Origin of the sequence: uncultured Sulfitobacter sp., assembly GCF_947500075.1 — a bacterium.
Taxonomy (GTDB): Bacteria; Pseudomonadota; Alphaproteobacteria; order Rhodobacterales; family Rhodobacteraceae; genus Sulfitobacter.
This window is the reverse complement of record NZ_CANMQS010000001.1, coordinates 479120-492971: the sequence shown is the minus strand read 5'-3', so window position 1 is coordinate 492971 and position 13852 is coordinate 479120. Positions and strand designations below refer to the sequence as shown.

The following is a 13852-nucleotide window of genomic DNA, read 5'->3' as shown; positions in this document are numbered from 1 at the left end:
AGGCGCTGAGCGAATGGCCATGTCGCTTAAAAGGGGGCTTGCAAAGCCTGTGCAGGCCCACTAAACCGCCCAGCAGTGGACCGATAGCTCAGCTGGATAGAGTACCTGACTACGAATCAGGGGGTCGGGGGTTCGAATCCTCCTCGGTCCGCCACTTCACCCCAGACGAACGTCAGATGACTTTGACCGTTGCGTCATAAACCGACCAAATCCCGATCCTTGACCCATTTGGGTTGTTTCATTTGATCCCGTTTCCCAACCGGAAAATCGGGGGCGATTTGTAGATCAGACCGCGAAGCCGCCTTCTCGTGTAAATCTGCCACGTGGGGAACGCGGATGGGGGCGAGGCAACGCTATTCGACAAGGTTGATGCGGCCCGCAGCGTAGCGAGGACACGGCCTTGTCGAATGGGATTGCCCGAAGGGGAAGGCTGCGCCTTCACCCTTACTACATCGGGCGTTTGGCTTTTCCAAATCCCCAATGTCAGGATGAAAGGTATGGCAGGGCATGGGCCTGCCTCCGTGTGGGCTTAACTTGATCTGATTATCGGAAACCCATTGCAGACCTTCGTGCGGATCGTAGCGAAAGAGGAAAAAGAGCCCAACGCGGTGCCAGCAAAAGGACCCCCGCACGGAATCAAGGGCTTTAGCCCGCCGTGCATCGCCAGACCGCCCCACCGGGTTGGCGATTTGGCTGCCACCTGCGCATCCTTCTGTTGGAGCAATAACTTGGCAGCCATAAACTGCCCCGAACCCACGTCGGATCGCCACCCCGCGGTCTGGCAATGCACGGCTTTCGTTTCGGCAGATAAGGAATGGCAGCAAAGTCCGCTGTGCCTCCGTTTGTCCAAGGGTTGATGTAGATCCGGTTTGGGGCAAGAATGCTTGACGTTTGGGCCAATATTGTATGACGCGCGGCGCTGGCGGGATTCAAGAAATTCGCTTTCTCGAGTCAAAGGTTCGTGATGTTCCACAACCCCCTTTGGCGTTTCTCTGTTGAGTTTCCTGCGCATTCTGTCGAACCATTGCTGGTGGGGTCGTCCGTTTCTGAACCCGTTTCGGTCTGCCGCATTTTCACAAATCCCTGGTCGGCCATCAGGCTGTGCCGGGCGTGACCTGCGTATGCTTGGGGCATCTGCGGCGATCTGTGGAAATGGTGCGCAATCCTGATCTGACGGAGGCCAGCCTGCGCTGCGGACGGGGCAAAACCGGACGGGGCTGCACCGCCGCGGAAGAGGCAAAGGGTCACTGGCCGGAAAGCGCCGCAACCACTTAGCCTTCCGCAGTTTCAATCTTCCAGGCGTCCAGTAACTTCGGGAGCGCAACCTGCCAATCCAGAACTCCGGTCTGGGCGGCCCATGAGAGATACTGACCTTTCAAATCCGCCTCAAGCCTGGGAGATGTGCCGGCCAGATTGTTCAACTCTGTTCGGTCCGCCTCCATATCATAAAGTTCCCAATCCTGCGCATATTGGCGCACCAATTTGAACTGCCCGAGGCGAATGGCAGCGTTTCCTTCATGTTCGAAGAAGATCGGCTGTGCGCGCTCCCATTCCTTTCCGCAGAGCAGGGAGAGGAGGGATTCACCCTGCATCGGCTGGATTTCATGCCCGCCAACCTCGTTTTGATATGTACACCCCGTTGCCTCAAGAATGGTCGGCAAGATGTCCACGACGTGGCAGGCGGCATGGGCGGTGTCGCGGGCTTTGAACCCTTTGGGCCAATGCGCGACAAGCGGCGTCGATATGCCGCCTTCGTGCACGTAATGCTTGAACAGCCGAAAGGGCGCGTTGGAAACGTTGGCCCAGGGTTTGTCGTAGCTTTGATAGGTCAGCGCATTTCCGGGCATGACGTCAGGGCGATTGCCCATCTCAATCCTGCGGCCGTCAGCGGTGGTATCGGGGAAGAACTTGGCCCATCCATCTTCGGCCATGAACTCGGCACAGCCGCCGTTGTCGGACAGAAACAAGATCAGCGTGTTGTCGAACCTGTCCATGCGTTTGAGTTCGGCGATCAGACGGCCAATGGATTGATCCATCCGGTCCACCATTGCCGCATAGGTCGCCATTTTGCGGGCTTCCCAATCGGTGTTCTTCTCTGCGGTCCAGGAGTGGACCTGATCATCGCGGGGGGAGATATCCCAGTTGGTCTGGAACAGCCCCATGGCATTCATCGTCTCGTGGCGCGCGGTGCGCGTGGCGTCCCAGCCGGCGCTGTAAACACCGTCGTATCGGGCGATGTCTTCTTCATGGGCGTGAAGCGGCCAATGCGGGGCGGTATGCGCCAGATAGAGGAAGAACGGCTGATGGTCGGGTGTCTCTTCAATCATGCCGATGGCTTTGTCGGTGATTGCGTCGGTGAAGTAGAAATCATCGGGGAAGGTCTCAACCCGGCTGTCGTCTTCCAGCATGTAATGGGGCGAAAAGAAATGCGTGACGCCATCGACAATGCCATAGAAGCGGTCAAACCCGCGTTGGCGCGGCGTTGGGTGTTCCACATCGCCGACGCGCCAGCTGTCGACCTCGCGGGCCATGAAATCCCCGGCCACGTGCCACTTGCCGGACATCAGCGTTCGGTAGCCATTGGCGCGCAAATGCTCTGCAATCGTCGCACTGTCATTGCGCAAGAACCCCTGATAGGCAGGTGTGCCCAGATTGGCCCCCATGTGACCGACGCCTGCATTGTGAGGATAGAGCCCGGTCAGCAAGGACGCGCGGGTGGGGCAACATCTGGCGCAATTGTACATGGCCGACAGCATCGTGCCATCGCGCGCAAGCGCATCAATGTTGGGTGTCTTGATTTCTGAACCGGTGACCCCAAGATCCGCGAAGCCCAGATCATCGGCGAGGATCAAGATGACGTTTGGCCGTTCGTTCATGTCTGGCATCGTTTGACCTCCGGCAATGTGTGAAAAAAGCGTAGGACCGCCTAAACACAAAGACAACAGACTTTGATCGCGCGTGCTGAAGCCCGCTGTTTGGGTGTCGTGAGGTCAGGCCGGCCCATATCCTGCATGAACGGCAAAGTGGCGCGAAACCCGCAGGCCTTTCCCCGGATTTGATTGGACAGTCAGCGTCTCAGGGATGGCTTGCAGAAACCAGCGAGAGAGATGGATGACGGTCGATTGTCGGGACGAAGTTGGCGATGCTTTACGACGATGAGGTCTTGGTGACCGTGTTCTCCAATGATCCTATTCCAGAAACAGAGATCGAGAGGTGATCACCGGGCAGCAGAAACCGTCGGGGCGTTCTGCTGCCTCCGGTTCCGTCTGGTGATCCTGTTGCGATGATGTCTCCGGGGTGCAAACAGAAGAGCGAGGAGGCGTAGGAGATTTGCGCGGCCAGAGTGAAAATCATGTCGCGGCCAAAGGCGCATTGTACCGTGTCGCCATTCAGAGCCACGGTCAGTTGCAGGTCTTCCACAGGCGCGAGCGCATCTGCCGTGGTGATCCACGGCCCCCACGATCCGGAGTTCGCAAAGTTCTTGCCTGCGTAGATCGAGTGTTTCTGCCACTCCCGCACGGAGCCATCATTGAAAATGGAATATCCCAGAACGGAGTTCAGCGCATCCGCGTGGGACACATGTCGCGCCGCTTTGCCGATGACCACCGCGATTTCGCCTTCGTAGTCAAAACTCCGGGACGGCGCGCCCATGGGCATTTCGAGTGCTGCGTGATGCGGCACAAGTGTGTCGCGCTCTTTGCCGAACAGAATGATGTTGTCGGGTTTCGGAGGCACCACGCCGTCGACCGGGTAGGGTTTGGGATAGTTCAGGCCAACGCAGATGATCTTGCGCGGGTTGGGTATTGGTTGAAGGAATGTGATTTCACCAAGGTGGAGTGTTTCTGACAGGTTTGAGCCGTCCCGCAGAAGATCAACGTCCCCTGCATCGAGCAGGTCTCGCAATGTGGGAAACCGCGCCTGCACGTCAGCGCCAACAGGACGCACGCCCCCCTCGATAAAGACACCGTAGAGCGCGCGGCCGTTTTGCAGAAAGGAGCCGATATTCATTTGGCCGACCCTCCGAAGCCGCGTTCGCGCTGCTTTAGAATGGCGGTGAGCGTGTCGTTATAGGGGGTAGGGATGCCCGCATCGCGGCCCATCACGGGAACAATTCCGTTGATCGCATCCAGTTCCGACACCCGTTCCGCCATATGATCCAGCAGCATGGAGGGTCTGGCCTGCGGCATGCCCGCGCCAAACGCCGTGACATAGGCAACGGGGTCGTCGAAGGACAGTTGAATGCCTCTGGCGCGGGCGATGGCATAGGCCTCCTGCATGGCCCCAAGCGCGATGTGCCAATGCTCCGGGCTTTCCATGAGTTCACCGACGGTGGCATTGAATGTGGTGCAGGGGGCACTGAATGTGACGTTGCACAGAAACTTCTCCCAAATCAGCTGGGTGATGTTGTCAAAGGCCTTGACGTTGAAGCCCGCGTCTTTCCAGACGCGCTCCATCTGTTGCAGTCGATCCGTCAGGCCGCCCTCGATCTCCCCAATTCTGATCAGTTTCATGCTGTTGTGATGTGCATGACCGGGGCCCTTCATGGAGGCACCGAACCCGTCTGCGACGCCGAGCAGGACGTTCTGGACCGGCATGTGTCCGGCGATCCGCTCTGCGGCGCCAAGGCCGTTCTGGATTGTCAGGACCAGCGCGTCATTACCGATCACCGCCGCCGCATCCTGAGCGGCAGGCCCAACGCCCGAGGCTTTCGTTGCGATCAGGCACAGGTCGCACGGCCCGACGTCTGACATCCGCGTGGTTGCGCGGATCGTTGTGACCCTCCTGTCACCGCTGGCGCCTTCCACCCGCAACCCGGTTGTGTTGATCGCATCAACATGCGCGTCCCAGGTATCGACAGCCCATACGTCGTGGCCCGCATCAGCCAGCAAAGCCGCATAGATGGAGCCCATGGCCCCGACACCTATCACTGCGATCTTCATGCCGGACGCATCCTTGATTTTGGCAGGCCAATGTTGAACCGGGCCCGCAGCGACTGCTCACAGGCCTCGGGGATGTACGATGGGTAATGCTCAGCCAGCGTCGTCCTCACCGTTTCTCGCGCGGAGGCATTTATCGTGGGTGACCCTCCCGCCAACCATGCTTCGGGCGGCTGCCTATCTGCGTGCTGGGGGTAGATGAAGTCCGACTTCATCCGCGCATAGGTGTCGGCGTGACCAAGGTAATGCCCTTCTCCGCGCACCACATCCGACACGGTATCTGCCGACAGGGTGGCGTCGCTCACTTCGATCTGACCACAGGATTGCAGGATCGCGCCCAGCATGTCGTTGTCAATCACGTAAGCCTCCAATGACGTCGCCAACAGGCCCGCCTGCGTCCCTGCCGCTTGGGTGATCAGATTGGCCCCTGCCTGTGCCGCGAGCGTGACTGTGAGGGCTTTTTCATACCCCGATTGTGCATCGGCCAGCTTGCTGTCGGTGGCCCCGGCGATTGTCGAATTGGGCAGGTCATAGTGCCGCGCGATCTGCGAAGCTGCCGCAGTGAGGGCTGCTTGCTCTCCTCCGCCGCCCGCCATGCCGCCAGAGCGCAGATCAGTGACCATGGGTCTTGCGCCGTAAACCGCGCGTGCCGCCGGATCCAGGGCCCATGCAAAGACCATACCGGCCAGCGTTTCGGCGTTGGTTTGGGCAAGGCATCCCGCAATTGTCACTGGGCTGGAGGCGCCCATCTGTCCGAACGTGTTGACCATGACCGGTATACCGCGCGTCACGGCCTCGGCCAGAACCATGCAGGCGTCGGTATCAAACCGCAGGGGGGGAACCACGTGGTTGACGTTCAAAGAGAGAAATGGCCTGGCGCGAAAGGCATCCTCAGACCCTGCGATTTCATAACATATCTGCGCGATGTCGCGCACATGGGACGGATCGCTTGCGCTGACCATGACGTGCTTTTGCGTCCCCGCAAGCGATGCAAAGGCGGTGTTGATGTCCAGATCGCGCGTTGTCTGCATATCGCCTGCGATCATTGACCGGGAAAAGAAATGGATGTGGTCCAGCGTGTCGACGAGCCGCGCGGCATCGTAAAGGTCTGCAAGCGTCGCGGGGCGGTAGCTGCCATCCGCGCGATCCACAACATGGGGAGACGCGCCACCCGACCCGGCGTGTACTTTGGCGCCGGTCAGATCAAGCGCATGGTCGCCGCCACGTCCGAACAGGGTGAAATTCCGGCGCATCCCGGCGAGCGCCTTGTCGACCAACGCCTGTGGAATCAGGAGGCGCCCGTCGTCATTCACTCCGCCGCCACGGGCGGTTATCACGTCGATCATCAAAGGCGGGGCATCGCTCAGACCGATCTGCGCGAGGATGTCCAACGAGGTGTCGTGGATGCGCGCGAGATCCTGTTCCCCCAGAGGGTTCAACCGCCCTGCTACAGGAAGCCTGCGCGCCGGAACGTCGTCTGAACGCTGCTGCCCTGTTTTGCGCCTCCCGCCGGAACGTGCGCGACGGGGCACAATATCCGCGCCATCTACCATTTCTGCCCTCTGGTTCTGTCCCGAGCACAGTCGCGGGGGCATTGTTTCTCGACAAGTAATTTGTCCTTGCACTATGAATAAAGAAATTTGTGGTTATGGAAGCCTGAACCCGTGCGCAGTGCCCCCAGAAAACTTCCGCTGACCGCGCTTCGCACTTTCGAAGTCGCCGCCCGCAGGTTGAGCTTCAAGGATGCGGCCGAAGAGCTTTGTGTCAGCCCGACGACCGTGAGCAATCAGATTCGGGAACTTGAACGGGACTGGCGCTGCAAGCTGTTCATTCGCAAGACGCGGGCTGTCGTTTTGACGGATGAAGGTCGCACGCTGAGCGCAGTGCTGACGCGGTCATTCGGAGAGATCCGCAGCGCGGTTGAGGACCGCATTCATCGCTCGCGTCGCACAGTGACGCTTGCGGTTGGGCCGATCTTTGGCGCGCGCTGGATGATCCCGCGCCTTGCGGCTTTCAAACAGGCCTGTCCCAGGATTGATTTGGTGCTGCGCGACAGCCCCCGGATCACGGATGCGGTTATGATGGATACGCATCTGGCCGTTGATTGGGGTGTCGGTGACTGGTCCGGGCTGGAATGCCACAGGCTGCTGGATGTGACCTATGCGCCGGTTGTGAGTGCGGCGCTGTTGGCCCGCTGTGGTGGTCTTGATGATCCGCGTGATCTGTCACGTTACCCGATCATCCACCAGCGGGACCGGTCTGAATGGGCGGCTTGGCTGACCGAAGCGGGATGTCCTGATCTGGAGTGGGTCGATGACACTGTGATTACGGATACGAATCTGGTGATGCAGGCTGCGACTGATGGGCTTGGCGTGGCCTTGGGCATCTTGCCGTTTGTGCAGCCGGAGCTGGATGCAGGCCATCTGATCAAGCCATTTGAAACGCGGCTGCATCCGCAGCGGTCCTTCTATTTGCTCGCGAAACCCAGCAGCGAACGGACGTCGGAGGTTGCGGCTGTGATGAACTGGATGCTCGCGCAGGCGGCACAAGACTGCGGCTAGAGGGTCAGCGGGGCCTCATGGGCTGTGCCATCAGGTCCGCGCCTGACCTCAAAGGCGCCGCCGGTCGGCTCGGCGGCATGGATTTTCGTTGGGCCGTCTGGACCAAAGGCCACTGCAACGCCGTCGTCGATTGCGATGCTCCGGGGCATTTCCTTTGCGGCGACCGCCGCGTGAAGCGCGCCTTTCCGCTCAAATTCAGTCGCGTAGTGCGGGCACGCCCCGCCTTTGAGAAGCCCCAGCCCACGCAGCGGACGCATTGGGCCGTTCCCGGAGCTGAACAAGAAACTGTCGAACCAGCAGACCGCACCGGCACTGACCCCTGCCAGCGTCAGCCCGTCAAAGGCGGCATTGCGCAATGCCTGATCCCAACCGGTCTTGCGCCAGTCAGCGACCATTGCTTGCGTATTGCCGCCACCGACATAAACCAGGTCGAGACGGGCGAGTTCCTCGGCCACTCTTTCAGCCGTCCAATCCATGGGTAGATGTTCATGATGCGTCACCAGATCGTTGAAGCGGGCATGAAACCTGTCGATCTTGACAACGTCGTCCTGGCTGGCTGTTGCGATGAAACCAACTTTGGGATCGTCTTTTCCTGTTTGCCGGAGGCAAAACGTATCCAGAGACGGATAGGTCGCATGCGTAAAGCCACCGCCCCCGATTGCAACGATGTTCAGATCCGCCACATCACTCTCTTTCATGCGTTTTTCACATACATCCCCCAAGAAACGGTATTTGTTCTATGGATGTCAAAGGGCAAAGCTTGACCTTCAAAAGAGTTTTCCAGTCACGATGGATGGCAAAAATTCCATTCATGGGCGCATCAATTTGCGTTTGTCGATCCGCGAAGCTGAGGACGAACATCTGATAAGGAGGGTGCCGCATAAGCCCTCCGATACTGGGAGGAGACACAATGAAACGAATTATCGCACTTGCGTCGGTTGCCGCGCTGACCGCCGGGTTGGCGTCAGCAGAACCGAGCGGGACATTTCGTCAAGCGCATGAGTTAGGATTCGGCGCCAATTCAAGCCTTGATCCGATTTCGAAAGGCCGCGTGTTCCAGATTACCGAAAAGATCATGAGCCGTCTGGTCCGTCCCGGTCTTGATGGCAAGCCACAGGCGGATCTGGCGACAAGCTGGGAAGCCAACGAAGACGCCACGGTCTGGACTTTCAAGCTGCGCGACGGCGTGACTTTCCATGATGGATCAACATTTGAAGCTGCCGATGTGGTCTATTCGCTGAACCGCGTGCTGGACCCCGACAGCGACAGCCCGGCGCGGTCCGCCGTCAAGATGATCACCGAGGTGAAGGCGCTTGATGACATGACGGTTCAGATCACGCTGGACACGCCCTTTGCCGACATGCCGTTGCAGTTGATGGACTATCGGTTGCGTATGTTGAACGAAGGGTCGGGCGACACCATCGCAACCAGCGGCAACGGCACCGGACCTTTCAAGGTGGAAACCTTTGATGCCGAAGGCACGACGGTTCTGGTCGCGAACCCCGACTATTGGGAAGGCGCGCCGGGTGTTGCCAGGATGGAAGTGATCGGCATCGCGGATGGGCAGGCCCGCTTGCAGGCGCTGCTTGGCGGCCAGATCGATATGGAGCGTGGCATAACGGCCCAGCAGCGCGTCATGCTGTCGGGATCGGACAAGTACAACGTGCAGGTCATTCCGACGGGCAACTGGCGCGGCCTGGTGTTCCGCACCGATGTCGAACCTTTCTCGGACGTGCGCGTGCGTCAGGCGGTTCGCATGGCCGCTGACCGTGAAGAACTTGTGCAGCTGGTTCTGGGCGGCGAAGGGATCGTGGCCTGTGACACGCCGGTTGAACCCAACGACCAATATCGTGCCGATCTGACCTGCCCGCAGGACATTGAAGGCGCAAAGGCGCTTCTGGCCGAAGCAGGTTATCCTGATGGCATCGACATCGACGTGCATGTTGCAACGCTGGAGCCGACATGGCCCACCCTTGCCGTGGCCTATCAGGAACAAGCCGCTGCGGCCGGCATTCGGGTCAATGTGGTGCAGGCACCCTCCGATGGTTTTTGGTCAGAGGTCTGGATGAAAAAGGACGTCTCGGCCACCCGCTGGAACGAACGCCCTGCAGATCAGGCTTTGCACGAGATCTATCTTTCGACGGCAAAGTGGAACGAAAGCTACTTCAAGGATGAAGCCTTTGACAGCATGCTGGCCGACGCGCGCCGGGAGCTGGACTTTGACAAGCGCAAGGCGATCTATGTGGCGGCACAGGAGCATTTGCAGGAGAACGCGGGCACGCTGATCCCGTATACAGTGACCAAGTTGGTTGGCGTGTCTTCGCGGGTTTCAAACCTCGACGAGGTAAAGAACGACGCGGTGCGCTGGCACAAGATCACGGTCGACTGAGACTTTGAAGAACGACATGGGCGCAGCAAAAGCTGTGCCCATGTATGTCCATTCCCCCGCCAGTCAGGTTTCTTCCCATGCTTCGCATGCTCATTCGTCGGCTTTTTCTGGGTGCGGTCACGGTGGTCATCGTCTCCATGATCATCTTCACCGGCGTCGAGATGTTGCCCGGAGACGCCTGCACGGCATTTCTGGAGCGTGAAGCGCAAGGCAAGCTGCTTGAAAACTGTCGTGAGGCGCAAGGGCTGAACCGAACAGCCGCCGTGCGCTATTTCGATTGGGCGACAAGTGCCGCGCAAGGCGATCTGGGTGTCTCTGCGAATGGTTCAAAGAGCATTGCCGAACTTGTTGGCAACCGGCTTAAAAACTCGCTCCTGCTGGCGGCCTGTGCGCTTGCTTTGGGTGTCCCGCTGGCGATTTTCCTGGGCGTCGTCGCTGGGCTGTGGCGTGATCGCCCCGTTGACCTGACGGTGTCGACCCTCGCCATTTTTGCCATGACCATCCCGGAGTTTGTGTCCGCGACGGTGCTCATTCTGGTCTTCTCCGTCTGGCTTGGCTGGCTGCCCGGTATCGTGCTGACCTCGGCGAATGCGCCCGCTTCGGCGTTCTTTCCGGAGATCCTGCTGCCCGTTCTGGTGCTGACCATGGTGATGACGGCCCATATTCTGCGCATGGTGCGGTCCTCCGTGATTGAGGTGATGGCCGGTGATTACATCCAGATGGCGACGCTGAAAGGCGTGCCGTACTGGCGGATCGTGTTCCGCCACGCTTTGCCCAACGCGCTGCTGCCTGCGATCAACGTCGTGGCGTTGACGATTGCCTGGCTCCTGGGCGGCGTCGTGGTGATTGAGGTTGTGTTCAATTATCCCGGTCTGGGGCGCATGATGATCGACGCGATCTCGGACCGTGACCTGCCGGTGGTGCAGGCGATCGCGCTCATTGTGGCCACTGTTTATGTCGGCGTGAATCTGAGCGCTGATATCCTTACCATGATCGCCAACCCGCGCTTGCGCACATTGCACATGAGGCGCGGATGAACGTTACAACGGCGCCCCAGCAAAACACGCGCTTGAACCGTATTCTGACGGTGCTGCGCGATGTGGTGTCCCGTCCGTCCGGCGCAATCGGCCTGTCGCTTGTTGTGTTTCATGTGGTGCTGGCCTTGGTCAGCCCGCTGATCGTGCCCTACGATTACAAGGCCATGAACAGCGCGATGATGCTGACCGGGCCGGAAACGGCGCATTGGCTCGGCACCGATCATCTGGGCCGCGATGTGTTTACCCGCGTGCTTTTGGGCGGGCGGGAGGCCTTGTTGGTCACCGGGATCGCCACACCCATCGCGGTGTCCTGGGGCGGATTTGTCGGCATCTTCTTTGGCTTGATCGGCGGGCGGGTCGATGAGGTTCTGATGCGTGTTGTGGACGCGTTCCTGTCCCTGCCGTGGATCCTGAAGATGCTGGTTCTGATCGTGACCTTCGGCACCGGGATCGAGGTTCTGATCCCGACGCTGGCCTTCTTTTACGGCATTCCCGTGATCCGCATTGCCCGCGCGGCGACCCATGATGTGGTGGCCCGCGATTTTGTCGCCGCCTCCCGCGCGCGCGGACATGGCCGCATGACGATCATCCAGCGCGAACTCCTGCCCAATGTGCTGGACACATTGATGGTCGAGGGCGCGATGCGCTGGTCGTGGATGCTGCTGGCGTTCTCCTCGCTCTCCTTTCTTGGTTTTGGCGTCTCCCCGCCCACGCCTGATTGGGGGCTGATGATCGCGGATGCACGCGGCTTCATGTCGTTCGCACCTTGGGGCGTTCTGGGGCCGGTGATCGCCTTGTCGTCCCTCATCATCGGGATCAACCTGACGGCAGATGCACTGGCCAAGGCCCTTGGCATCGACCGGGCCCAAAAGGCCCCGGTATGAGCACGCCTTTGATCGACATCCGCAACATTTCCGTCGGTTTCACCGGGAAATCCGGGGAGACCCTGCCGGTCCTGCGCAATATTGATCTGCGCGTGGGCGAGGGGGAGAGCATCGGCATTGTCGGCGAAAGCGGCTCTGGCAAATCAACGCTGGCGCTGGCGGCGATGGGTTATCTGAAGCGAGGTTTGCGCTTGCTGAACGGGGCTGTCGCCTTTCAGGGGCAGGACATGTTCGCACAATCGCGCAGGGAATTGGAGCATATTCGCGGTGGCGAGTTGGCTCTGATCCCGCAAAACTCGGGCCAGTCCCTGACGCCGACGCTGCGGATCGGCGCGCAACTGATCGAGGCGCTGCGCCTGCATTCCGATGTGCCTGACGCGAAACACACCGCCAAGGCCGTGGAATTGCTCGGTCAGGTTCGCCTGCCGGATCCCGATGCCATCATGACCCGGTTCCCGCATGAGCTGTCAGGTGGTCAGCAACAGCGGGTCGCCATCGCAATGGCACTGGCCGGGGAGCCACATGCCCTGCTGCTGGATGAACCGACCACCGGCCTTGATGTCACGACGCAGGCACACATCCTTGAGCTGCTGCGCGACATCGCCCGTGCGCGTGGCATGGCGATGGTCTATGTCAGCCATGACCTTGGCGCGATTGCGCGGGTCTGCGACCATGTCGTGGTCATGTATGCGGGCGAAGTTGTACTGCAAGGCACCACGCGGCAGGTGCTCACCGCCCCGGTTCACCCCTATGCGCGCGGTCTTCTCGCCTCCATTCCCAAGCTCAGCGATCCGCGTTTGCCCGTCGCGCTGGACGGCACGCCCCCCGCCCCCGGCGGGGCGGGCGCGGGATGCGCCTTTGTGGATCGTTGCGCCCTGGCGCAGGACAGATGCCGCTCTGCCCGGCCTGAATTGACGCCGCAGCCGGGTGGCGAAGCCGTTCGTTGCTTCTTCCCCGAACAGGCCGATCAGATATCACTTGCCGGCACAGGCGCGGAACCGGCGAAAGTCGCCGCCGCCGACGAACCGGCGTTGCGTCTAGAAGACCTCTCCATCAGCTACAGCCAGCCGGGGGTGTTCGACAAGATACTGCGGCGCGAAACCGCGCGTGTCATGACAGTGGACGGTATCGAGATCACCGTTGAGAAGGGCGAAACGCTGGGCCTTGTCGGCGAAAGCGGCTCGGGCAAATCCACCATCCTCAAGGCCGTCGCAGGGCTCCTGCCTCCGGCCGGAGGTCAGATCAGCGTATCGGGCGGCGCCCCTTTGGCGCGGGAGGTTGAGTATCGCAGCGCGGATCATCTGCGCAAAGTGCAACTGATCTTTCAAAACCCTGATGACAGCCTCAACCCGCGCCACACCATCGCGGAGATCCTCGAACAACCGCTGAAGCTCTATTTTGGGCTGGGCGGTGACGCGCTCTACCAACGCAGCGCGGAGATCCTGGAGCGCGTCCGTCTGGGCGCTCACTACCTTGACCGCCTGCCCAGCCAACTGTCGGGAGGAGAGAAACAGCGTGTCGCCATCGCCCGCGCCTTTGCGGCGGAACCTGAACTGGTTCTGTGTGATGAGGTGACCTCTGCGCTTGACGTGTCCGTGCAGGCGGCGGTGCTTGATCTGCTGAACGACCTCAAGGCGACCCAAGGCACCACATACGTCTTTGTGAGCCATGACCTTGCCGTTGTCCGCGCCTTGTCGGATCGGGTTGCCGTGCTGTATCAGGGGCGGTTGTGCGAAATCGGCCCTTCGGCAAGTGTCTATGCCACACCATCCCACCCCTACACCGAAGTGCTGCTGGATGCCGTGCTCGAACCTGATCCCGACACGGCGCCCACCCTCAGTGCAGATGACGTGGTTGAGATGTCTCCCCCGGCCCGCGGCTGTCCCTTCCAGCGCCGCTGCCCGCGCAAGATCGGCGCAATATGCGACACAGATACACCACCCTGGCAGCAGGGTAAGGATGGTCACGCGATACGATGCCATCATGCGGTTGCGGAGCTTTCACGCCTGCAAGGGGTGCAGACCAAAGAGCAGGTGTCGTGATT

At 60.2% G+C, this 13852-nt stretch carries 10 protein-coding genes and 1 tRNA gene; 6 read left to right on the top strand and 5 right to left on the bottom strand.

The window, feature by feature from the left end; genetic code table 11:
- Positions 1–77: 77 nt before the first annotated feature.
- A tRNA-Arg gene (locus Q1A91_RS02380) sits at positions 78–154 on the top strand.
- Positions 155–1271: 1117 nt separating this feature from the next.
- On the opposite strand, the gene Q1A91_RS02375 is transcribed toward Q1A91_RS02380, so the two are convergent.
- The 4 genes from Q1A91_RS02375 to Q1A91_RS02360 all read right to left on the bottom strand — a co-directional run bounded on the left by Q1A91_RS02375 (position 1272) and on the right by Q1A91_RS02360 (position 6490).
- Positions 1272–2876, bottom strand: a complete 1605-nt coding sequence (locus Q1A91_RS02375) for an arylsulfatase (protein ID WP_299872281.1) — start codon at positions 2874–2876, stop codon at positions 1272–1274.
- 271 nt (positions 2877–3147) lie between these two features.
- Positions 3148–4008: a fumarylacetoacetate hydrolase family protein gene (locus tag Q1A91_RS02370; protein ID WP_299872279.1), complete on the bottom strand. Its 861-nt coding sequence runs from the start codon at positions 4006–4008 to the stop codon at positions 3148–3150.
- Positions 4005–4940 carry a 2-dehydropantoate 2-reductase gene (locus Q1A91_RS02365; protein WP_299872276.1) on the bottom strand — a complete coding sequence of 312 codons (936 nt, stop codon included), beginning with the start codon at positions 4938–4940 and terminating at the stop codon, positions 4005–4007. The genes Q1A91_RS02370 and Q1A91_RS02365 overlap by 4 nt, the downstream gene beginning before the upstream one ends.
- A complete protein-coding gene (locus tag Q1A91_RS02360; RefSeq protein ID WP_299872273.1) occupies positions 4937–6490 on the bottom strand; it encodes a trimethylamine methyltransferase family protein in 1554 nt (517 codons plus the stop codon). Before Q1A91_RS02360 ends, Q1A91_RS02365 begins: the two co-directional genes overlap by 4 nt.
- A gap of 111 nt (positions 6491–6601) precedes the next feature.
- Here Q1A91_RS02360 and Q1A91_RS02355 point away from each other — a divergent pair, with 111 nt between their 5' ends.
- Positions 6602–7498, top strand: coding sequence for a LysR substrate-binding domain-containing protein (locus Q1A91_RS02355; RefSeq protein WP_299872270.1), 897 nt, complete (start codon positions 6602–6604; stop codon positions 7496–7498).
- Here Q1A91_RS02355 and Q1A91_RS02350 read toward each other — a convergent pair.
- Positions 7495–8196 (bottom strand): Type 1 glutamine amidotransferase-like domain-containing protein, encoded by a 702-nt coding sequence (locus Q1A91_RS02350; RefSeq protein WP_299872267.1) that lies wholly within the window; start codon positions 8194–8196, stop codon positions 7495–7497. The two genes, Q1A91_RS02355 and Q1A91_RS02350, sit on opposite strands and share 4 nt — an antisense overlap.
- A gap of 212 nt (positions 8197–8408) precedes the next feature.
- Between Q1A91_RS02350 and Q1A91_RS02345 the strand changes: the two genes are divergently transcribed.
- From Q1A91_RS02345 to Q1A91_RS02330, 4 genes are all read left to right on the top strand, one after another.
- Positions 8409–9887 (top strand): ABC transporter substrate-binding protein, encoded by a 1479-nt coding sequence (locus Q1A91_RS02345; RefSeq protein WP_299872264.1) that lies wholly within the window; start codon positions 8409–8411, stop codon positions 9885–9887.
- 77 nt (positions 9888–9964) lie between these two features.
- Complete coding sequence (locus Q1A91_RS02340; RefSeq protein ID WP_299872262.1) at positions 9965–10924, top strand: ABC transporter permease; 960 nt, start codon at positions 9965–9967, stop codon at positions 10922–10924.
- Positions 10921–11808 carry an ABC transporter permease gene (locus tag Q1A91_RS02335; RefSeq protein ID WP_299872259.1) on the top strand — a complete coding sequence of 296 codons (888 nt, stop codon included), beginning with the start codon at positions 10921–10923 and terminating at the stop codon, positions 11806–11808. The genes Q1A91_RS02340 and Q1A91_RS02335 overlap by 4 nt, the downstream gene beginning before the upstream one ends.
- The gene (locus Q1A91_RS02330) at positions 11805–13850 is read left to right on the top strand and encodes an ABC transporter ATP-binding protein (protein WP_299872257.1); all 2046 of its coding nucleotides are present in this window, start codon (positions 11805–11807) and stop codon (positions 13848–13850) included. The genes Q1A91_RS02335 and Q1A91_RS02330 overlap by 4 nt, the downstream gene beginning before the upstream one ends.
- The last annotated feature ends 2 nt before the right edge of the window (positions 13851–13852 follow it).